We start from the raw sequence: 23417 nt of genomic DNA on the forward strand, positions 1-23417 counted from the left end.
GGAAGTGGAAGTAATACTAAGCACTAACCACTAAGCACTAACCACTAAGCACAAAGAACTAACAACTAACAACTAACAACTAACAACCAACAACCAAATCACCTCACCCTCCGCCCTTTCCACTGATAACGACCAAAAGGAGAAAGGATACCGATGAGTGTAATATAGATCCAATAAAAAGGTTGCGCGGGAATGAAAAGCCATAACAATGATTTTCTTTTAAAAAATATCGCGAGAGAATACAGGAGAAGAAATTCTGAAACTAATTTCAGTGATAATGCGACGAAAAAATAATTAGCAAGGACTGGAGAAAAGAAAAGAACAATACTTCCCAACAACAACAATGCATGTGTAAACCAGGAAACAATGGCTACAGTGATTGTAAATGAACTGAGCGCAACCGGAATTTTTGAGGCCCAGCGTTTTCGCTGATTCCACAATTGTGACCAGGAATGAACCGGCGAAGCTTTCACAATCGCTCCGTGATCTTTGAGGAACATCACTTTGCTCCTATTCAACCTGGAAATTTTCAGAAGCAATTGTGTATCATCACCACTAGCTCTGTTTTTCGAGTCATCAAACCCATTTACGTCCTGAAAAATTTGTTTGGTATACGAAAGGTTAGCGCCGTTACACATCATGGGTTTTCCGAGTGCAATGCCTGCGGCTGCTATTCCAACAAGCCCCATCATTTCCAGTGACTGAACAGATCCCAGTGCTCCACCGCCTTTATGAAATGCGATAGGTCCTGCAATGAATTCGACATCATGCATTCCGTAGGCATGTACATAGGTTCGGATCCACGTTTCCGGCACAACACAATCGCCGTCTGTCACAAGAAGGATGGAATTTTTCGCGGATTGAATAGCCAGTGTAATGGCTGCTTTTTTTGACCCTGCACTTTTTTCTTCCATTCTTAAAAGCCGGATCTGATCCCGAGCATGCTCCTGAATGAATTTTTGTATCTCCTTCACTGTTGAATCCACGGAACAATCATCAACGACCAATATCTCCGTGTTGTTTTTTGGATACTCTTGTTGTGTTATCGCAGTCAACGTTTCAGAAATGCTGTGCTCTTCATTCCGAACAGGAATAATTACAGAAACGCCGGGCAATACTTTATTCGAATGCACAGGTTCAGAAGAAATCCGGCTCCATCCGTACAAACACCATATAATAAACAAGGCGTACAGCACCGAAGCAATCAGGAGGAATGTCCCGATCCAGATCATCCTTCCCTCCTCTTTCCAAGCTTGAATCCAAAAACAAAAAAACAACCGATCAAAGCAGGAAGTACCAGGTTGATGAGCCACAAAGTGATGCTTGCATTCACAACAGCGATTGGATCAAGCGTAACGGGAGAAAAGAAATAAGTGGCTACTGTCCCTCGTACACCGATTTCCATCCAGGCGATCGTTGGAATGACAGACATCACATAATAGGTCATCGCGATCAACAAAAACGCGATTGGAAATGACAGTTCAACACCGAAGATCTTGAGCAACAAATAAAATTGTGTAGTAAATATCATGTAGCGAACCCATGCCAGTCCTAAGACTGATAACAATTCGCGTGTAGAATAAAATGAAAACACTCTGGGATATTGATTCCAGGAAGCCGGAAGTTTAAATTTCCGGAAAACATTACTCAACATGGATACATTCAGAAAAAGAAGCAAGCATGCAATCGAAAGTAGAATCAGGAGAATGCTGACACCAGTCCACAGGTATTCGGGAAGGTTCACAAATAACTTCAGATAAACAATGGTACCAATAGATCCGGTTATGAGTGTTACGAGCAGCTGACTGTAATTTTCTATAACGGTGATCAGCGTACCTTCGATACGATCAGCTCTACCCAAATGAAAAACTCTGCCTGCATATTCACCTACCCTGTTTGGTGTAAAAAAACTAACAGTGAGTCCGGAGAATACCGCTTCAAGCGAACGCAGAAAACTTACGTTTTCAATTTTACCAATCATCCTCTTCCATTTCAATGCCTCCACACTCCAATTGAACAACATAAAAAGCAGAACCAAAACAAAGAGCAGGGGATGATTACCTTCTTTGATGGAAACAAGAATGATGTCCAACCATTGTCCGACTGTCGCCTTGTCCAGGACCGCCTTGTAGATGAACCCAAGGGCAGCAGCCGCGATAATGAATTTAATGAGCAGCCAGGTCTTTTTGGAAATATTTCTCTTACTTTGTTCCATACAGGTTCGCAACAAGTTTACATAAAATAAAGTGGAGCTGTATCATGAAATTATGCCTGTACCTTCCGAACGAATTATTCTTGGCATTGACCCCGGAACCAACATCATGGGTTATGGATTAATTCGGATCCAGGGCTCCACGATGGAAGTGATTACCATGGGTGTTTTACATCTGCAAAAACTCGACGGCCACGCCCTGAAACTCAAGCGTATTTTCGAGAAAACGCTTGCCCTGATCGATGAGTACCATCCTGATGACCTTGCCATCGAAGCTCCATTCTTTGGGAAAAATGTGCAGTCGATGTTGAAATTAGGCCGGGCGCAGGGTGTTGCCATGGCCGCCGGATTGTACCGTACAATCCCGATTTTTGAATATTCTCCAAAAAAAATCAAGCAAAGTATCACCGGTAACGGAAATGCCTCAAAAGAACAGGTTTCCGCGATGGTACAGACACTTTTACACTTCAAGGAGGCACCAGAGTACCTTGACGCTACGGATGCATTAGCGGCCGCCATTTGCCATTATTTTCAGCACAAAAAAGAAACCGGTACAGGGAGCACCCATACCGGTTGGAAATCTTTCCTGGCCTCAAACCCGGGCAGGGTTGTTAAATAAACTGAGACCTTATTTTTTGAGCAATTTCCTCCATTTCATCGGGAGGAAAGGATAATTTCGGACTTGCAAAGTTCATGTCACTGACCTTGTTCATTGGAATCAGGTGGATATGAGCATGAGGTACTTCCAATCCTATAACGGCAATGCCAATCCGTTTGCAAGGAACAGCACTTTTCACAGCTTTTGCTACCCTTTTTGCAAAATCCCAAAGATCTTTGTGTTGGGCATCCTCTATATCAAAAATATAATCTGTTTCCTGTTTTGGAACCACCAGTGTATGCCCTTTGGCAAGCGGACTAATATCCAGAAAGGCAAAAAAACGATCGTCCTCAGCAATCTTGTAAGATGGGATTTCTCCGCTAATGATCCGTGTAAAAACAGAGGCCATTATTATCTTGAAATTTCAATGATTTCAAATTCAATTTTACCGGAAGGGACAGCGATTTCAGCAGTATCCCCAACACTTTTTCCGAGCAAGCCTTTTCCGATCGGTGAGGTAACAGAAATTTTTCCCAGTTTCAGATCCGCTTCATTTTCCGCGACGAGGAGATAAGTCATAACAGAACCATTGGTTTTGTTTTTGATTTTCACCTTTGACAATACAAGGGCTTTGGTATTATCCAACTTGCTTTCATCAACCAGCCTCGCGCTTGCAACGATTTCTTCGAGCTTAGAAATTTTCAATTCCAAAAGTCCCTGTGCATCTTTCGCCGCGTCATATTCAGCGTTTTCAGAAAGGTCTCCCTTATCACGTGCTTCCGCGATTTGCTGTGAAATCTTAGGACGCTCAATATTTCTAAGTTGATAGAGCTCGTCCTGTAATTTTTTCAATCCTTCTGCTGTGAAATATTGTACTGACATAATGTTTTCAATTTGGGAAATGAATAAAGCAAAGCAAGACCCTGTTCCCGGGGTCTTGCTTTGTTAAGACAAATATAAGCTTAAATTTTTTTGTTTACAAGGTGAATTTAGCGCCAAAGGAATGAACGCCATCATAGGGGTTAGTCGCCCGGAAAGAATAATCAATTCCGAATTTTTTACCGGATTTCCCCATGGGCACCTCGATGCTCATACCGGCAGAAGGACCGGAATATACAGTCGTTCTCAGGTTGTCATCAAACAAATCGGGTTCGTAAGTGAACCCACCACGAAGCATAAAGATGTTTTTAAATCCATATTCAAGACCGGCAGTATACTGGTCATTGGTAAAAGAATTGGATGTGAAATTCGCGGCAATTGTCAGGCGGTGTTCTTTCGCCAGATTGATATCGTAAGCACCACCGATATTTACAAGAGAAGGGATTTCAAAACCCTGTGAACGTTGCTCAATTGTCAACTGGTAAACTCCGGAAGCAACAGGTGCGCGTGAAGACAAACCGTCACCACCAAATTTCAAAGGAGTACCTACATTTTTCAGAGCAATACCGAATTTGATATTGTCTTTGTCTTCGTTGGTACCGGTCATGTACTGGATTCCCGCGTCAATCGCGATTCCTTTTGCCGACAAATTCGAAATGTTTTCGTTGATGATTTTCACAGACATTCCGCCATAAATTGAATTCGAGAAAATCTTCGCGTAAGACAATCCGAGATTGATGTATTGCGGAGAAAATTCACCGAGTCCGCCTTCAGGAGATTCAACAGTGGTTACCTGGATATCACCAAAATCCATTGACATCACGGACAAGCCAAGCACGCCTGCTTCACCTACTTTTTGGCTGATACCAAATGCATTGATGTTGATTCCGCTTCCTTTCAGGAAGTTGGTATGACTGAAGATCACTTCCGTCTTTTTGGTAAACGCGATACCCGCGACATTTAAGAATGTTGCTTCCAGGCCATGAACAGCACCGCTGTTCGCTCCACCCCATCCGCTGGATCTTGCCCATGGATTGATCAGGAGTTCTGAAGCTCCGGATTGACCTGCACGGTCAGGATTACCGGCATTTGAAACAACCGGCAACAGGATCGTGAGTAAACCCGCCAATAACTTCTTGCCTCTCATTATATTTTTCATATTAATGTTTTTTCGTGCGTGTGTAAAATCAGGAATGAAAATCAGAATGTATCCAGGTCAATCGGACGCATCGCGCCAAACCACTTGATGGTGCGCTCTCCAACTCCCGGTGCATCAATGTGGATGATGTACATACCACTTGCGATTGGAACACCCACTGAGTTTTTCAAATCCCAATCAATCGATGTACTGGAATTGCTTTCAGGGAAAGTAGAACCGGAGGAATTGTCCAAGGGAGCATCACGTTTGTACGTGCGGATCAATACTCCGGCCGGAGAATAAATACGAACTGTACATTTCGGAGGAAGATTCACAATCTTCACACGGTTGTCAAGCTGATTTTGCTCGTAACCGGAGTAAGCATAATATGGATTTGGAACAATATTGATAATGTCCAAAGCTGATTTTGCAACTTCAGTCTGTTTAACCAAACCTACTTTTGAATCAGTGCTGAAACGGTAATATGGCTTGTAATCGTTACCGTTGGCAGTTGAATCATTGGTGAAAGTGCGATACGGGTGTGTCATGCGCAAACGAATCTTCGCATCACTTGACAACCAGGACTGAGCAGGAACCGCCATCGGAATACTTACCCACATACAATCTTTCCAGACTTCAGTTAACGTAACTTTCTCAGCATTGGTTAAAGTAGTCGCATTCGGTCGTTGTAATTTCCACAATTTTGAGTGGAGATGTTCACAACCATCATATGCAGGTCCCCAATAAGATGTATCTGTAGGATTAACGACATTATGAACATTTTTTCTTCCAAAAACATACAGGAAATGTTTGCCACCAGCAATTACTCTTGGAGTAGCATTTGTATCTGTTGGATAGAAATAAGTCGAGGTAGGATTGAATTTCATATCTCCTCCTGTTTCACCGATGTAACCGTTATCCGGTGTGATATAGGAATCCTCACCAAATGCAATATTCAAACGCTCACCGGTTTCAACATCCATTGCATATCCCGGGAACCAGCTGTAACCTGAATCGGTAGTGCTATAAGTTCCATCGATATTCATGGAAGGATGACGGCGAAGAAGGTTTTTCAGGGCTTTTCCTTCAGCATCCTGAAAACGATAGTTCATTTCAAATACAACACAACGACTCCATTTACTCTTATCGTTTGTTAAGACTACATCAATTCCATCAAGGAATCGAAGTGAATCCAACTCCTGTGATAATTTACCGGTGGAAGCTGGTTCCACGGAAGAAGCAGGAGCTAATTTATCTGCAGTACCATCATTATTTACAACACGGAAAGGAGCCCATGTTCCACCAAGAATTCTTTCATACACTTCAGGATCATCAATTCCATCCCAGTCTGGACAAGGAGTCGCGTCACAAGATCCGGAACGGATCCAGTTCAATTGTTCATCTCCGTCAATATCCGGAACTCCGCCGAGCCAACGGCTGTTTGGATCTGAATAAGTCACAGAAGCCTCAATAAACCCATTACCTCCCGCAGGATATTCTCCCGGAGCTTTCACCTGGTTGATACTTACATAGAAACCGTAATTCTCGAACAACTGGTCATAAGGGAATTCAAGAGTCTTGATTGAATTATCCGTCTGGCCTGTGTTCATGTTTTTCAATCTCCAGTTACCGGTTGAAGTTGCTGTATCAGTAAGCCACAATTCAAAATTACCCGGAACCACTTTCATTGGGTCATAAATGCGGATATCCACAGGACCTCTGGCAGCCTGATATGTAGGGAAATCAATTTTACTTTTACCCTGATTAAAAATGATTTCATTCACCTGATCTTGTTTCAGATCAAGAGTACCACGATCAGAACCGATATTGTAACCATTACCAAGACCGGTAACACGTGTAATTTCCGGACCATCACCATAGAATGTACTCAACACCAATCCTTCGGATTCAGGTGTAGAAATGTGAGGGATCGCTGTATACACTTCAATACCTGTTCCTGTAGCACCACGACGGCCCGCGAGGTAAGGTGCACTCAATCCTTCAACATAAGGATCAAATGTCGCTTCATCAGCATTGTAAGCATAGGCAATTGCCAGGAAATAATAAGTCTTGTGATTTACAAGAGTCGGATCACCGGAAGAGAATGCATCAGTTGTAACCCGGAATGTATGACGCAATCCATTGTCTTCACCATTTACCTCCTCAACCGGAGCAAATGCATTCATGTCAGGCTGAAAATACTGATTCACGATTTGCGCAACACCATTTTTAATATCGCACTGGAAAACCAAACGCGCTTTATCAGCGTTCTTCAGATCATTCGTCGTTACATCAGGAGAAGCAACCTGGTAAACTTTATATCCTTCAAAAGTGAAATAAGAAAGAGTTGATGTTACAGCAGGATCTTTTTCTTTATACAACTCTTTGTAGTTGTTTGAACTCGGAAGATTGGACAAAGACATGATCAATTCTCTGTCAAGCTCACGAATGGTGAGTTTTGGAGCATCCGGTCCGTCAACAATTTTAAAGCAATTGTCAAAAAGTATCTGTGCTTTATCATCCGCAAGACGTAACAATTTCACGGAAGCCAAAGGTCCACCTGATGAAGTTCTTGCCCAAACAGCTCCTGTAGTGATAAAATTCACAGCTCCGGGTTGAAGTGTAAAGCTACCTGCCGACTGGAGGAAACGACGGTCATCCGGCTGGTTTGGCGGATCACCGGGTTTTGGATAGTTCTCCGACCACTGGAACAATCCTGTTACTCCATGAGTCCCCCATCCCGCAGGATCGGTTTCTCCCGGGAACATGAAATCACAACTATCACCACCTGACTGATAGCCATTACCACCATAAAGCAGTTTTGATCCATCTTTCCAGATACCACGGAGATAATTGTAATAGTGAAGATCAGTAGAAGGGTTTCCAATGTTGGAAAAGTCGTTGTTATAATAAACGAACTTAGACATGATGATTTGCTCACCCGCTTCGTCAATCACACTATCACGGTCATTGTCGACATGGTCACTATCGTCAGCGATAGGACCTTCAAAGAAGTCCATACCGATAGCAGGAGGATTGAAACCGTAACCGGTTGCACCATCGTCATCCGCGTCTCCATTGTAGCAATATCCAAAACCACGCTTTACATCACAACCCACATAGTCATCGAAAGCATTTCCAAGATCCGCGTCTACCCATGAACCGAAATAGGTATTGTTCAGAATTGTAGAAGCACGGTTAATGATTTTGTACTTGTAGAAAGTCATGTTATTGATTTCATCGTTGGTATTGAATCCAAAAGCCTGGGCCTGGATTTCCACACCGATGTTGTAACGGCTTCCGGTTTCAGAATGTGTATTACCGGCATCATTGAACACCCACCAGATAGTCTGATCACCGAGAAGATACTCACCGCATCTTTGTTCAGTAGAAGAAAGATTAAATCTTGGATAGTCTCCGCTTTGATAATCATAAACTCCGTTTGAATCGATGTCTTCAAATGGAGCAAGATATTTTCCCTGAAATAAAGTTGCATCACCATTTCCCGGCCATGTCTTGATGGCATCCGGAACATCGTAACCATCCAGGTCTCCGCTGTGAGCATTGAAATAATTTACAAAATCCGCGACTTCCGCTTTTGTAATCTTCCAATGTTTGTCGTATTTCTGACACACATCGTTCGTGATGGTTGCATTGGTCGTATCCAATGGACCCGGCCAGAAATCACTTCCTGACTGACGATAGGTCTGAGCTGCCATTTTAAGGTTACCCTGGTTGTCCAGTCCGCCCACCCAGATTGCTCCGGAGAAAAGTGAATGCTTACCGGAACCATACGGTACTTCGTATTCGGCATTACCTACAAGATCCCACCACATATCACCGTTGATATAAATCGGTGTACGGACATTATTAATATCAAGATCTGCCCTTCCCTTTGAAGGAGTACAACCGGCAAAAACCTTGTGGCTGCCTGCATCCGGAGCCGCCATCCTGTGCTGTCCGATGTTTTCTTTTCCCTGAGTGAGCACTGACAGCCCAAGGAATAAGAACATTGCTTTGGCGAATTTAATCATGGTATATCGAGTCATTTTTTTACGCGATTTAAAACAGAAGGGAAGATTAGAAATTCAACTGAACACCCAAACGAATCCGGCGCGGGAGACTGTAATTGCCCGGATTATTTTCAGCGATTGTGTACAGATCAATATATGATTGTGGACTAACCTGAGAAGCGATACTTGGCTGAGCGCCTGATGAAGCAAGGTAACCGTCATCATCCGGACTTCCTGTAGCACGATACACTCCGATTACATTCATCGCGTCAAGAAGGTTCAGCACCTGAAGGTAAACGTTTGCATAAATCGGGCGGCGTGCTTCTCCATCCACTTTCTTACCAAGTTTGATCTGGAAGCTCTTATCGACCTTCGCGTCAATCTTGAACTGCCATGGGTAACGTGAACCGTTAATAGAACCGGCAATTGTTGAACGACCATTGGCAGCTGTTGTGAAGTCTGCCTCCGGTGTGATGTTTCCTTTACGTGTATATGGTGTTCCTGATCCTGCACGAAGTACAAGGTTCAAGCCTGCATCGGAAAATACTTGTTTGCCAAACCAAACCGGACCATCATAATCTTTACCTGAAGAATAGTGGTAATCAAATGATGTCACGAACGTATGACGTTGGTCAAAACTCAAAGGCAATGTTTCGCGAAGGTTTGTTTGACCTTGTTGAGCAAGAATTCCCGCATTCGCGTTGGCATCAGAACCGGTACCGTCAGCAAACTGAAGTGTGTAACTGATGTTCATACGGATGTTGCCGGTACGACGAAGGTCATAATTGAAAGTGAGTCCTTTTACTGTACCAAAGTCGAGGTTACCATAAGTAGAATAAGTGATTGGATACGCATACTGAACAGTAGTGTACTGAATCATATCACGCAACTCTTTGTAGAACGCCGCGATGGAAAATGCGGAACTGCGACTGATTTTTTGCTGGAACACGATTTCATAATCAGTTGTACGTTCCGGTTTCAAGTCCGGATTACTGATTGTACTTGACAACCCTTGAGCAAGGTTGAGATAGGAAACCGGATTAAAACGAATGAGGTTCAAATCCTGTGGACGCTGTGTGAGGATGTCATAGTGTGCAGCGAAGTAAGCTTCGTCTGAAATCGGGAAAGAGAAGGCGATACGTGGCATTACATTCACTTGCGGCGTATAATCCTTGAATATGCCCGAACGAACACGACTGTTCTGAACATCATCATAATTGAATACATACGGCTGAATACCTCCGGTTGACCCGCCATTTTCAACAAGCGGAGTCAGATCTGTAATCTGGTTACCCTGCGCGTCATACCATTTTTCATCCTTACGGAAACCGGTGATACGGCTTGGGTTTTGGGAATTGTTTACATATACATAGTAATCGCTTCCGATATTATCCGGAATATTTCCCAGGTTTTTAGCTTCCTGATCACCGGCAGTGTGTGTTTCAAACAGAAGGTATTTATCTTTCAGTACACTTTGATTCGCGTCAAAACGATCCACACGAACACCGATATTGAAAATAAGGTCATTGAAAGTAAAACGATCCTGGATATAACCGGCAATATAATTTGGACGGAACGCATCAATTGCTCGTATGTAATTGTTCTCTGAATTTTTGTCATTGATAAACGATTCGAGAGAAGAACTGCTACTCTGCATAGTTCCAAGATAATCGTAACCGTAATAACCGATCAAACCATTGCTCAATAACTCATCAGGAGTAAACATACTCAAAGAGAAACGTGAAGGATCAATAGCGTCAACCTGAACAGTATCGTTCATTGCGTAACCAAGTTGGTCACGAATTTTTTCGTAGAAACCGGGAGCTTTATCTCCATCAAGATTGGTTGAAGGAGCATAAAGTGCTTCGGAATAATCAACCTGAGTGATTGTTTGTCCGCCAAAATTCACATAAGAAATATGAGCGGAGTTAGGATCTGTACCGGTGATTCTGCTGTTAGCCAATTGGCGCATAAGGCCCCAAAGGTTGTTCGGATTCACTGACCAGGCACGATCTGTTCTTTGTTCATATTCTATACCTACAACAAGGTTGTGGTTCTTTAAGTCAGCGGAACCGGAAGCACTGATGCGGAACTGATTGTTATCTGTAACACCATAAAAGCTACGGGTCCGTCCAGGAGTTGCCCACAAACCGTAAGTGTTCAATTGAAGACGATTATCGTTGTTGATAAGAGCCCCGCGATTGATGATGTTAAACAAATTGTCCTGATAACCTGCTGTTCCCAATCCACTTGTCAGATTATAGTATTGAGTAGTGTAATTGGAAGTATTAGGATTCTGGCTTCCCGGTTCAAAAGTTACGAGTGTATCAAAAGCACCTACCTGGTTGAACACGATAGAGTCGTTATTATTAATGTCTTTTAATGTTACAGGCTGATAACCAGGAGAACCGTAGGTTGTAAACTTACCTACATATCCATAATCAAAAATTCTGTCTTTATGAATTGCATTCTGATCCACTTCATGATTGTGTGAATAATCGACCTGGATAGAATAATATGCATTTTTAATTCCTGAGGAAGACGTCTTTTCTCTGTCTTCAGAAGTAAATCGCTGAGTAATCTTTGCAAAAGCTCTCCAGTTTGTTCCGATCGTCTGAGGATTGTTATCGTAATTCATCAAAGAATAAATATCGATATAATCACGGCTTTGTGAACGCTCCAGGGATCCACCCAAAGTGAATGTAACATTTTTCACAGGACGGAAATCCAGTTTACCATTCAGACGAATCGCGTCTGCTGCCACATTCGGACGGGCTTTCACTTTCTGCAGGCTATCCATTGTAAAATAATTAGAACGATGGATATAACCATTACCTGAAGGAGATGCAATCAAAGGGTTTTTACGAACGCTTTCCAGGATATCGTCTTTCACGACATAAAAAGGAGCTGCGGAAGGTGTCGGATCTTTGTCGTACTGATATTCACCGGAAAGGAAAAATCCGGCAATAGGCTGACCAGATTTTTGACCCGTAGAATCCTTCTTGGTGAAAATCGGTCCGGCCAGATCAAAAGAAGCAAGATTGTAACCGTAATCATCAAACAATTCAGAAGTGACGAATTCGACACCACCGGTATATTGTTTGGATGGTCCGCGTGTTGTGATTGAAATGACACCACCTGTCGCGTCACCATACTGAGCGGGAAGACCGCCGGTGATAACTGTGATCTGTTCAGTTCCTTTTTGTGGAAGACCAATACCTCCTCTTACTTTAATACCATCCACATAGATCGCAGTTGCATCGGAACGTGAACCACGGAAGTTCAGAGCACTACCTCCATCATCTTTTTGGTATACACCCGCGCTTTGAGAAGCGATTGACTGAACGTCACGCGTTGGTGCCGCCTGGATTTCTTCGTATGAAGTTGTCTTTTGTGTAGCAGGACTTCCTTTGTCGATCAGAGGAACGGTATATTCTACGATGTCCAGCACCTTCAGTTCAACTCCTTTTCCCAATTCAAAATTGGCAAAAGAAATTTTATCAGAGGTAACCAGTACTCCCGTTACTTCCTGAGAGTTGTAACCAACGCAGGTAGCTTTTACATTGTACTTACCGGGGTTCAAGGGCTTGATGGAAAAGTTTCCGTCAAAATCGGTGACCGCTGCCTGTACCTGAGTTCCGTTTAGCAGTGCAGCAACACTTGCAAAAGGTACACCTTCTTTGCCGCCCTTTTCGGTAACCTTACCGCGGATTTCACCGGATTGTGCAAAGGCGCCAAACCCGATGAATAGCAGAGCGATGAGTGGTAAGTAAAACTTTCGTCCCATATCAAGTATATATTATTGTTAAGATTTAGTTAATGCGGGTGGTAAAAGTATAAATTGAAAAATTAAAACCAAAACAAATTTTCGTCCTGTTGCGACCTTTGAATTTCCGGAATTTATCTTATCATTTGTATAGATTCAATTCCGGTTTTTTTCCTTCCTCATTATCAATCGAAGAGCATTTATCAAGCTCTTTGATTGCTTTGTTAATGGATTTTAAATTTTCATGGCCGAAAGATGGGTAATGCAAATAAAAAGAATGTCAGAACTCGGTCAATTCACCCAAACTGCATGAATTTACACTTTCGCCAATAGCCTTGCCGAGTTATTAACAAAATGGTGCTTCTTATCAGAAAAAGCTATTTTTGCAGCTATTCCCTGAAACACACTAATTTATTATGCGGTTAACAACCTTAGAAATCAAAGGATTCAAAAGCTTTGGCGATAAAGTAACCATCCACTTCGACAAAGGGGTTACCTCCATTGTGGGGCCTAACGGAAGCGGAAAATCAAATGTCGTCGATGCCATGCGCTGGGTATTGGGTGAGCAAAAGACCCGGATGCTGCGTTCTGAAAAGATGGAAAATATCATCTTTAACGGAACGAAAACGAGGAAACCCGCCAACCTGGCGGAGGTGTCTTTGTCTTTTGAGAACACGAAAAATATCCTTCCTACCGAATATTCCACTGTTACAATTACCCGTCGTCTTTATCGTACCGGTGAAAGTGATTATTTATTGAACAATGTTCCCTGTCGTTTAAAAGACATTACGGAACTGTTTATGGATACCGGAATCGGATCAGATTCTTATGCCATCATTGAATTGAAAATGGTGGATGAAATCCTGAACGATAAAAACAATGCTATCAAAAACCTGCTCGAAGAAGCAGCGGGAATCTCTAAATACAAGACAAGAAAAAAACAAACCCTTTCCAAACTCGAGGATACCGATAAAGATCTGAGCCGTGTGAACGATTTGCTGTTCGAAATCGAACGCAACATGAAAACACTGGAATCTCAGGCGAGAAAAACAGAACGGTATTACAAGTTAAAAGAACAATACAAGGAGCTCAGCTCCGAGTTGGCTTTGTTCACACTTGCCGGCAGTAAAAAAACATTTGAAGAACTCCAGCAACAGGAAGAAAAACAACAGGAAGAAAAAATTACACTGGATGCTTCTCTTGATTCCTCCGAAGCGGAATTGCAAATTGTCAAATTGCATTCTTTGGAAAAGGAAAAAGAACTTTCCGAAGCTCAAAAACTGCTGAACGAAAAAATCTCTTTCATTCGTCAGCAGGAAAATGACAAGAAAATCAGCAATGAGAAATTGAAATATCTTCAGGATAAAGAATCTTCATTATCTCAACAGCTCTCCACTGACAAATCCACGCTCCTTACAACACAGGATCAGATCGCGAAATCAGAGGAAGATAAATTCAACGAAGAAATTATCCTGGAACAACTCCAGCAACAACTCCATGAATTAAAAAGCGCGCTGGATGAAACACGTGGCAATCACGATCAGATGAAAAGCGACATCAATCGTTTTTCTTCCGAAGCACGTTCTATCCAGACTTCCATGCACGAGTCGGAAAAGAGTCTCGCGGTGACTCAGGCTCGAAAAGATTCTATTCAAAAGGAAATTGAACGTCTATCAGATGATTCAATGACCAAACAACTGGAACACGATGAACTTCACGCGAAAGCGGAACAAAGTCGTCAGTTGAAAGAAGAAAAAGAACAACTTCACCACCAGTTGCTGAGCAACGAGGAACATCTTGCGCAGGAAATCATTCATGGCGATGAAGAACTGAAAAAACTCACCGAAGAAGTCATTGCCGAAGGCCGTAAGCTGGATGCCCGTCAGAATGAATTTAACCTGACCAAAAGTCTGGTGGAAAACCTGGAAGGATATCCTGAATCTCTTCGCTACCTCCGTAAAAACTCTCCTTCTACCAGCCAGGCTCCTCTTTTCTCTGAAATACTCAACTGTCCGGCTGAATACAAATCCGCGATTGAGAATTACCTCGATCCGTTCATGAACTATTTTGTGATTGATCAGATTGAAGAAGCCAGTCGCGCGGTAAATGTATTGAGCGAAGCAGCGAAAGGAAGAGCGAATTTCTTCATTCTGAAAAATTTCGAAGATACTCCGGTTCCTGCATTCGAACAGGTTTCGGACTGCATGCCTGCTATTAGTATTATTGACATCGCGGAAAAATATCGTCCACTTTGTAATCATCTGCTGCGTAATGTATATGTCGTTACGGAGAACCAGGAAAATACACCATTCCTGCAGCAGGATAACAAATCCCTCGTTTTCATTTCCAAAAATGGAAAATACTGCCGTACACGTCACTCTCTTTCCGGTGGTTCCATCGGATTGTTTGATGGCAAACGAATCGGTCGCGCGAAACACCTCGAGAATCTCAGCAAAGAAATTGAATCTCTTGCAAACGGATTGGAACGCCTGAAAACACAGCGCGACCAGGTTCAGCAACAACTGCAGGAAAATAAACGCAACAAAGAAAAACTCACAGCGGATAAAAACCGTCTGCAACAGGAAGCTAATAAAGCTGTTCACGAACATTCCTCTTTGAAAAACAAAGCGGAACACCTTCATTCCAGCATTGAAAACAACAAACGTATCCTGCAGGGGCTGCACGAACAGCAGACTTCAATTGATGAAACGCTGAGCCAAAACAACCTGAGCTTCCATGAACACCTGGAACAACTCCGTACTCAATACGAAACGGTAAGCGGTCAGCTGAACACACTCCAGCAGGAATTCAATTCCCTGACGGAAGTGATGAACAACCAAAGTCAGGGCTATAACCAGCACAACATCCAGTGTATTCAACAGCAAAACAAGATCGCGACGATCATTCGTGATCACGCTTACAAAGTCAACCTGCTGGAGACACTGAATAAAAATATTGCCAGCAATTCAGCGGAACTGGAAAACATCCAGAACCAAATCCGCGAACTGCTCGAATCCTCTACAGATTTTGATTCACAGTTGCTGACTTTGTACTCCGAAAAAGATACGATGGAGCAATCTGTTGCCGCTGTTGAAACGGAATACTTCAAGGCTCGTGGTTCAATCGATGAACTCGAAACCCGTATCCGCCAGGTACGTCACCAACGCGAGCAGTCGGAACAGATCGGTTTGGCCATCAAAGACAAAACGATGGAGCTGAAAATGCAGCTCAATTCACTTAAGGAAAGATTGTCCGTAGAATTCAATCTCGACATCAACGATATGCTCGAGAAAGAACCTTCTCCGGATTGGACGGAAGAAGAGCTTCGCGAAAAAGTAAACAAACAAAAAAATCAGCTCGACAATTACGGACCCATCAACCCGATGGCGGTCGAAGCGTATACAGAAATCAGCGAACGCCATACATTCATCAATACTCAGAAAGACGATCTTGCCAAAGCAAAAGAGTCACTGCTGAAAACTATCGAAGAAATCGAAGTGACAGCTCGCGAGAATTTCATGAAGGCATTCACGGATATTCGTCAGAATTTCATTCATGTATTCCGCTCACTGTTCACCGAGGACGATGATTGCGATCTGGTATTGCTCAATCCGGAAAATCCGACAGAAAGTGAAGTGCAGATTATCGCGAAACCAAAAGGCAAACGTCCGCTTTCAATTTCCCAGTTATCGGGAGGAGAAAAAACGCTTACGGCCACTGCCCTGCTCTTCAGTATTTACCTGTTGAAACCTGCACCGTTCTGTATCTTCGATGAGGTTGACGCTCCATTGGATGACATGAACATTGACAAGTTCAATAATATCATCCGTAAATTCTCGAAAGATTCACAGTTCATTATCATCACCCACAACAAACGTACGATGGCATCAACAGACATCATGTACGGTATCACGATGGTGGAACAGGGAGTCACTCAGGTTGTACCTGTGGATCTCGCGGAGATGGCGGAATAACAAGCCACTCTACTTATTTAATTTCTCATAAAAACACCTTCTTTCCGGAAGGTGTTTTTTTTTATTTCAATGACTTCTGTTCTTTTTCACCTTTCCTCACCGTATTAATTTCGCATAAAAATTATTAAAGATGAAAAAGCTCATACTATTGTTATTCATCACTATTTGTGCTTCAACTTCAAAATCGCAAAGCCTTCAAAATTCAGAGTGGTTCGGCACCAATCCTCCGAGTATCAATCTTTATTTTCTTTTTGGACAGGACACTTTATTTTACGCTACAACCGCTTCAGGATATTCACCATTGAGTTTATATACATCAAACAACGGACAATTTGCCATTTTTGATCTTGGTACATCCTGTAGCGATACAGGTAATTATACATATGTGATTCAGGGAACCAACCTGATTTTTACACCAGTGGTCGATCTGTGCGCTCAAAGAAGAAATACCCTGACACAATATTCCTGGGTAAGAATAAATACCGGCGTTTCTGAAACGAAAATACCTGGAAATAACCTCTTGCAATTCGTGAACCCTGCTGTGGAAGGTATTTCTGCATTTAAATACAATGGAAATAATTTCACAGCGGCTCAAATCATGGTCTGTGACATGTACGGCAGAAAAATTTATTCAGGGAATCTTTCAGACTTAAATGGGCAGATTAACCTGTCTGATTTTACAAGAGGAATGTATCTTGTAAGTCTGATTGAAGAAAACATAAATTATACATTCAAAATTTTCCGTTAACACACGAATTAACTAAGTGCATAACTTCAGGGATGCATAGATACAATCAAAAACTGCTGATTGTTTTCCATCAATGCATAGTCTGCCGACTCAACAATGCCATCGCCGTTTAGATCACCGGCATGATATCCCGCCAACAAATTCTGTGTGTCATTTTCCAGGGAATTAAAATCATCAGTATTGATTTGCCCATCCTGAATTCCTGAGCTAACACCATTTGTGATATCGCCACTCCACAACGCCCATATTCCGGGGCTCACTTCAACCTGATTGGAACCATAAGCCTGAGCTGCATTTATACTGAAATCATAATTGGTTACCGACTCCATTACAACAACAGAGGATGACCAGGTCTCGATCGAATTCCGATGTTGAATACGTATATAGAAATTTTCATCTTTCAAAGCTGGCGAAAAGTAACAGGTGAGCAATCCGTTTACATCCAGGATTGCTTCAGAACACTCGACAACAGCATGTGTATTCACATCCATCAGACAAACATGAATCGTGTCACAATCAGTCGGACTGATACTGAGTCCGGAATTATACAATGCGGGATTCATGGAACCACTTTGCAGGTAATATCCCTGGAGAAACATTTTCAATTGCAAAGATGTACTGGTTAAACAGCTTGTCTTAATTGTAAACACAGGACTTTGACCTGAACAACCGGTTAGATTGTCCATCAAGTTCAGTGAACCTGATGTTGCACCATAAGGAACAGTTACCTGGATGCTATAATCATCCACAATCGTAAATACTGATGCGGGTGTACCATTAAAACTAATACTGGTGACATTTAACAAACCCGTTCCGTTCAGTGTAATAACATCTCCCGGGCAGGCTGAGTCAACCGGAAGGAAACTATAAACTTCGGGAACCGGATTCACGGTAAATACCAGGTGATTAGACTCCGAGGTACAGCCCATTGAGTCTCGTATGACATAAAAATCATAAGTGCCGGGAGGTGATAAGTTATAGGAAATTGATGCAGAGTTATCGTATGTTGGTAACCAGAGAATATTGTCTGACAAATCGGAAGTCATGGTTACATATTCATTATTACAAACTACAAGAGAAGTGTTCGCGTTGATTACCGGTGAAACAGGGCTCGCTCCGGCAATGAAAGAAATTTCATTGTGTGTAATGCAATTATTTAAATCTGTTGCGACAAGAGAATAAGTAGCAGCTGAAGAAATTGTAATACTCTGTGTTGTTTCAGTTGTACTCCAGTTCCACGATGAAAATTGCGGCAAACCATCCGCCACCAATTCCCGTGTGCCACTACACAATGACAAACCACCACCCAATACAGTGATCAGTGGTTGTATTGTATCGTAACGTGTAACCGATGTACTTGCAAGTTGTGATGAGCAAGATCCGTTGGTGGTATACAGTGTGATGTACCGAGACGTATTCACATTGATAGATGCAGTAGTCTCACCGGTACTCCAGTGATTCGAAACCGGTGAAGAAGATGTAAGGACAACATTACCTCCGGGACAAAACGCGAGCGGTCCTCCCGCTGAAATCACAGGCGGAGCCGGTTTGGGCTGAACTACCATGCTCAGTGTCGTGGAGGCAGTACATCCGGAGGTCGCTGTTGCAGTGACTGTATATACAGTACTTGTGCTTAATGCGTTCAGGTCAGGGTTCGCGGATGCGGCATTTGATAAATTGGAGGATGGTGACCAGACATAGCTAATGGATCCGGAACCTGAACAAGTAAATCCCGGAGTGAATCCATATGTGATTGAACTGCCGGCAAGCCAGTCGGTAGCATTTTTACCAGGTGCCGCGAACCCAATTGTTCCATCCGAATTCTCCACTCCCAGGGTTTTTAACCTGCCGGTAACTGTACCCATGTTCATCGCGTCGATGCGAAGTTCAATTTTGTTTGTGCCTTCGTGCAGAATTATTTTACCACCGAATGAACCTGACTGTGAACCGATATTATAAAAAGCGACAGCGCCGGCATTGAATCGAATAACAAATTTCCGGCTGCCCACACTTCCCACAGTGAACGTATCAACACCTGTATTGACTGCAGAATGCAGCAGATCATTCCAGCACAAGGCGATGATATTGTTCGGAGTCGTTGCGTTTGGTAATTGCTGCGCTGTGAGCGATGTAGAACTGGTTCCGAATGCAAGAAATCCATTCGTGGATACAAAGCCGGACGTATAGCTGTTTCCAAAATAATTGAAACTAAAAGGCAGATTGATGGTCGCAAAACCATCATCCGCGCTTGACATGGAGAGAAATCCTGTTGCCCCTGTCGGTGTATAGTTAGCCGACGATGAATCTATGTTCATTGTGGGGCTCACGTTCAGGCAGGCGCTTGCATGCAGTGTTGTGGATAAAGGATCACATCCTTCTGTTGTATCGGCCGTTGCAGACACGCTTCCAATTGCAGGGTATACATCAATTGTCGTTGAAGCGGTCATGGAGCAACCATTGGTAGTTCCTGTAACCGTATAAGTGGTGGTGCTTGCCGGTCCTGCGATGACCACTGCACCGGTCGTTGCATTCAAACCGGTAGCCGGTGACCATGAATACGATGCGGCACCATTACCGGTAAGGGTAACAGTTTCAATGCCGCAAATTCTATTTGAGGAAGGGGTAATGGAAGTAACCGGTAATGGGTTTACAAGAATAAATTGACCGGGTGACGAAACAGTTTGTCCACTGTTGGTACAGGTAACTGTCATCCTGTAATACACAGAATTGGTTAAAACGGGGGAAGTATAGTTGATGGTAGTGGCACCACTTCCTCCTGTAACGATTGCCCAGGGATCCCCTATCCCATTATCATCCGATTCTTCCCATTGATATTGAAGTCCGCTGAATCCAATTGTTGCTCCTGTTGCAGTAAGTGTTGTGTTTGATCCATAACAAACAGCTGTATTACCGGTGACATTTCCGGGAACAGGTGTGCCGGTGCATGCCGGAATTGAAATACAGCTTACAGTTGCATCCCAACCCGAGTAGCTGAGAGAAAGATCCGAAGTAAAATGAATGGTCAGACTACCATCCGCTGCACTTGAAGTGAACGTCCCTGGCAAAGCAGATCCAGAACCGGAAAATAATTGAGGAGCTGACACAGAGTTTCCATCAAATACACTTAAAAAATCATAGCCGCTTTCGGTTACAAATGAATTGAAAACGATTTGAATTTTATTACCCGGAAGCGGGTAGAATGTATAAGTATAATCTTCTCCGTTTACATAGGATCCGGAAGGTCCCCCACTATCGTAAAACTTCGCCGAGCAGGTTGTAATGCTCCCGTTTTGCATATTGATACAATTCGTTGTCTGCACCTGGTAAGCACCGGAATAAGCAAATTGATTGCTGTTGGTACAGGTCACTTTACATTGATAATATGTTGAAGCAACCGGAGTGGCAACGTATGTTGAAGAGAGTGCCAAAGGAATAATGCTCCACGAAGTTCCGTCTGCTGAGGATTCCCACTGATAATTGAGACCTGTATTCGAGGATGGGTTCTGTAGGGAAAGTGTTACCGAAGACCCCGAGCAAACCGGATTGATGGCAGATGCAAGGGTATTCCCGGGGGAAGGTGTACCGCTGCACGGTAGAGCATTCTCATAAGTAAACGAAATATTGTCAACTGCAGGATTCGCGTTAGGCGTAAATGCATCCGATTTAAAGGTAAAAACCAGGCGAACTGTTGTACCGGCAAGCGAACTCAAATCTATCGTTGGAATGGCGGTAAATGCAGGATAAGCAGTCGCTGTATTCACAAATCGCTGAACATACCCGGATCCTGGAATTGTGCCGGTAACAGGCGTATTTGCTGTCGTCGTTGTAAATACATAGAAGTAATCAAATGTATTGTCGGTTGTGATTTGCTTCAAATAAAAGTTCAGCTGGACATTGACTGCGCCGGCGGGTACAATCAGGTCTCTGTAAAAGTGATCCACCTTTGCATTGGCGATTCCGTTGTTGTTTGTAGATGATCCTACATAAGCAGCTCGTGTTCCAGCCTGAGAACCTGCGGGTGTACCCACCCACCATTTTCTGGCGTCTCCTGCTGCCTGAACTTCAGTCCAGCCATTCGCAGTAAAAGTGGTCCCTGACTCAAACCCGCCTGCACCTGTCGGTGATAACAGGGTAATGGTTTGCGCCTGAATCCTTCCGTTAAAAAAGAAATACGCCGACAAAAAAATAATTGTCAGGAGACTTTTTTTTAATAGAATATTACCGTCTTGATTTTGAAACATGGGGTTATGTTCTCAGATTATAACCTGATAAATCCAACACATGAAAAAGAAATCCAGAAAAAACTATTCGCCGTTGAAGCTGATATTTCACGACCATTTCCAATTCAATCCACTGGATTACTCTTTCGCTCTTACTGAAATATAACCCTAAAAAGACATTAAATAAACATGTATTTGGCAAATGGAAGTATTTGCTTGGTCAATTCAATTGAAAGAATGTTAAAGCGGAAAATTTTAACAAAAAAAACAGAGTCCTGAAATTTAATAAAATGCAAAAAAGACAATTATAAATGAAATTTAATTCAGTGGGCTTACCACACAGTTAACACGCTGATTTAGATCTGTAGAAATGATCTCAAAAAAAAAGGCCATCCTTTCGGACAGCCCATTTATATTAAATATTTTATTTGAATTAAGGTAAGATGGCAAATACACCAGCAAGGTTGTTGTTATCTACCATACTAACATCATCCCCACCAATAAATCCATCACCATTGACATCGGTAACAAAATAATCAAGGAACAATCCAGCAAGGTTATCGTTGTCAACAGTACCCACGTCATCACCACCGATAAATCCATCCTGGTTAACGTCACCGGAATAAATCGCGTAAACGCCGGGTTCAACCTCAATCTGGTTATCACCGAATGCCTGTGAAGCAGATGAACTAAAATCAAAAGAACCGTTTGCAGTAACCATTACCGCGGCATTGCTCCAGGTTTGAATTGAATTACGATGGTTTACAACGATCCAGCAATTCTGTCCGGTGAGGGACATTGGAATTGTACAGGATGTAAGACCATTTGTACCGGCAACAGACTTCTCAGAATACAAGATAACAGAAGGATCAGCAACTGATCTGAATTGAATCAGGAATGTATCTGCTTGCGATCCTGTAGCATTGCTTACCATTTGATTTGCCATAACTGTTGTCATCGCGGATGATGGTACATCATAATAACCCTGTACGAAAGCGGTCACCTGATATGTTGTCGCACAAGCGGCACTGTTCGCATTTGCGCTTGCAGGAGATTTTCCATCAGCGTCAGCAAGTGACCAGAGCTCACCATTGAAATATGCCTGACCGCCATAAGGACGAGCAGGATAAAACATTTCATAATTCACTGCACATGTTCCATTAATGCGCCACGAAAGAGAAGTGTGCAAACGTTGAGAACTTGCGCTTTGAACATAATTGAACATGAGATCAGGTGTTGATGCGCAGTTAAACGACGTTGTTGTAGTCATTCTTAAGCGGGTAACCCGAACCGGTGCACTCGAAGAAATTGAACTTGAAATACAGGAAGAAGGAGTTTTTACTCCAACATTCACTGCGCAATTGATAAATTTATCTGTGTTGTTCCACATCAATGCGCCGTTGTAGCCCGGTGATGTCATCTGTGAAGAACCGGAAACATTTTGTAATGACACAGTGCCTGCACCCGCCCATGTTGGACTAACCCAAATACCTGCCTGGAAAGTTCTTAATTCAAATGTCGAAGTTGGGCCTGCGGCTTTCACCATGATATCGAATTCAAATACACTATTAGAAACGTAAGCGGCATTGTCGATATAAACCGTGAATGATGGATCGACCGCTCTTGCAAATTTGTTTGCAAAAAGGAAAGTGGTGATCAATAAAATTGATTTGAAGAAAGTAGAAGCTTTTCTCATGACAGATAGTTCGTGTTTAATTTACTGCTTCTAATATAGAGCATTTTTACTGAAAATCAAAAAATAATTTGCGAATTATTTATCCTGAAATGCAAAGAATTTTAAGAATAATTCAAAATCCAAAATAAGTGGATTTAAAGAAAAAAAAGGGCCATCCCTTGTATGGCCCTTCG

12 protein-coding genes are annotated in these 23417 nt (G+C 42.7%); 3 read left to right on the top strand and 9 right to left on the bottom strand.

The features are described 5' to 3' along the window. Positions 1-98 precede the first annotated feature (98 nt). A complete protein-coding gene (locus IPP86_04565) occupies positions 99-1232 on the bottom strand; it encodes a glycosyltransferase (GenBank protein MBL0137789.1) in 1134 nt (377 codons plus the stop codon). Next, the gene (locus tag IPP86_04570) at positions 1229-2215 is read right to left on the bottom strand and encodes a flippase-like domain-containing protein (GenBank protein MBL0137790.1); all 987 of its coding nucleotides are present in this window, start codon (positions 2213-2215) and stop codon (positions 1229-1231) included. Before IPP86_04570 ends, IPP86_04565 begins: the two co-directional genes overlap by 4 nt. A gap of 52 nt (positions 2216-2267) precedes the next feature. On the opposite strand from IPP86_04570, the gene ruvC reads away from it, so the two are divergent. Further along, entirely contained in the window at positions 2268-2831 is a 564-nt protein-coding gene (gene ruvC / locus IPP86_04575) for a crossover junction endodeoxyribonuclease RuvC (GenBank protein ID MBL0137791.1), read from the top strand. On the opposite strand, the gene IPP86_04580 is transcribed toward ruvC, so the two are convergent. The 5 genes from IPP86_04580 to IPP86_04600 form a co-directional block, all read right to left on the bottom strand. Next, the gene (locus tag IPP86_04580) at positions 2824-3219 is read right to left on the bottom strand and encodes an HIT family protein (GenBank protein ID MBL0137792.1); all 396 of its coding nucleotides are present in this window, start codon (positions 3217-3219) and stop codon (positions 2824-2826) included. The two genes, ruvC and IPP86_04580, sit on opposite strands and share 8 nt — an antisense overlap. A 2-nt stretch (positions 3220-3221) precedes the next feature. Next, positions 3222-3695 (bottom strand): transcription elongation factor GreA, encoded by a 474-nt coding sequence (gene greA / locus IPP86_04585; protein ID MBL0137793.1) that lies wholly within the window; start codon positions 3693-3695, stop codon positions 3222-3224. A gap of 91 nt (positions 3696-3786) precedes the next feature. Beyond that, a complete protein-coding gene (locus IPP86_04590; GenBank protein MBL0137794.1) occupies positions 3787-4848 on the bottom strand; it encodes a PorV/PorQ family protein in 1062 nt (353 codons plus the stop codon). 41 nt (positions 4849-4889) lie between these two features. Further along, a complete protein-coding gene (locus IPP86_04595) occupies positions 4890-8876 on the bottom strand; it encodes a hypothetical protein (GenBank protein ID MBL0137795.1) in 3987 nt (1328 codons plus the stop codon). A 31-nt stretch (positions 8877-8907) separates the two neighbouring features. Then, entirely contained in the window at positions 8908-12627 is a 3720-nt protein-coding gene (locus tag IPP86_04600; protein MBL0137796.1) for a carboxypeptidase regulatory-like domain-containing protein, read from the bottom strand. Positions 12628-13022: 395 nt separating this feature from the next. Here IPP86_04600 and smc point away from each other — a divergent pair, with 395 nt between their 5' ends. Both smc and IPP86_04610 read left to right on the top strand, forming a co-directional pair. Beyond that, the gene (gene smc / locus IPP86_04605; protein MBL0137797.1) at positions 13023-16580 is read left to right on the top strand and encodes a chromosome segregation protein SMC; all 3558 of its coding nucleotides are present in this window, start codon (positions 13023-13025) and stop codon (positions 16578-16580) included. Positions 16581-16710: 130 nt separating this feature from the next. Beyond that, complete coding sequence (locus IPP86_04610; protein MBL0137798.1) at positions 16711-17328, top strand: T9SS type A sorting domain-containing protein; 618 nt, start codon at positions 16711-16713, stop codon at positions 17326-17328. 26 nt (positions 17329-17354) lie between these two features. Here IPP86_04610 and IPP86_04615 read toward each other — a convergent pair whose 3' ends face one another. Beyond that, positions 17355-21569 carry a hypothetical protein gene (locus tag IPP86_04615; protein ID MBL0137799.1) on the bottom strand — a complete coding sequence of 1405 codons (4215 nt, stop codon included), beginning with the start codon at positions 21567-21569 and terminating at the stop codon, positions 17355-17357. 412 nt (positions 21570-21981) lie between these two features. Then, complete coding sequence (locus IPP86_04620) at positions 21982-23244, bottom strand: hypothetical protein (GenBank protein MBL0137800.1); 1263 nt, start codon at positions 23242-23244, stop codon at positions 21982-21984. Positions 23245-23417: the final 173 nt, after the last annotated feature.

The sequence above is a fragment of the Bacteroidota bacterium genome (assembly GCA_016720935.1).
Classification (GTDB): domain Bacteria; phylum Bacteroidota; class Bacteroidia; order AKYH767-A; family 2013-40CM-41-45; genus JADKJP01.

Excerpts from the sequence above, each read along its gene's own strand:
- IPP86_04580 (MBL0137792.1), bottom strand. The coding sequence starts at position 3,219 with ATGGCCTCTGTTTTTACACGGATCATTAGCGGAGAAATCCCATCTTAC.
- IPP86_04595 (MBL0137795.1), bottom strand. The coding sequence starts at position 8,876 with ATGACTCGATATACCATGATTAAATTCGCCAAAGCAATGTTCTTATTC.
- IPP86_04615 (MBL0137799.1), bottom strand. The coding sequence starts at position 21,569 with ATGTTTCAAAATCAAGACGGTAATATTCTATTAAAAAAAAGTCTCCTG.
- ruvC (MBL0137791.1), top strand. The coding sequence starts at position 2,268 with ATGCCTGTACCTTCCGAACGAATTATTCTTGGCATTGACCCCGGAACC.
- IPP86_04570 (MBL0137790.1), bottom strand. The coding sequence starts at position 2,215 with ATGGAACAAAGTAAGAGAAATATTTCCAAAAAGACCTGGCTGCTCATT.
- IPP86_04565 (MBL0137789.1), bottom strand. The coding sequence starts at position 1,232 with ATGATCTGGATCGGGACATTCCTCCTGATTGCTTCGGTGCTGTACGCC.
- IPP86_04590 (MBL0137794.1), bottom strand. The coding sequence starts at position 4,848 with ATGAAAAATATAATGAGAGGCAAGAAGTTATTGGCGGGTTTACTCACG.
- smc (MBL0137797.1), top strand. The coding sequence starts at position 13,023 with ATGCGGTTAACAACCTTAGAAATCAAAGGATTCAAAAGCTTTGGCGAT.
- IPP86_04610 (MBL0137798.1), top strand. The coding sequence starts at position 16,711 with ATGAAAAAGCTCATACTATTGTTATTCATCACTATTTGTGCTTCAACT.
- IPP86_04600 (MBL0137796.1), bottom strand. The coding sequence starts at position 12,627 with ATGGGACGAAAGTTTTACTTACCACTCATCGCTCTGCTATTCATCGGG.
- IPP86_04620 (MBL0137800.1), bottom strand. The coding sequence starts at position 23,244 with ATGAGAAAAGCTTCTACTTTCTTCAAATCAATTTTATTGATCACCACT.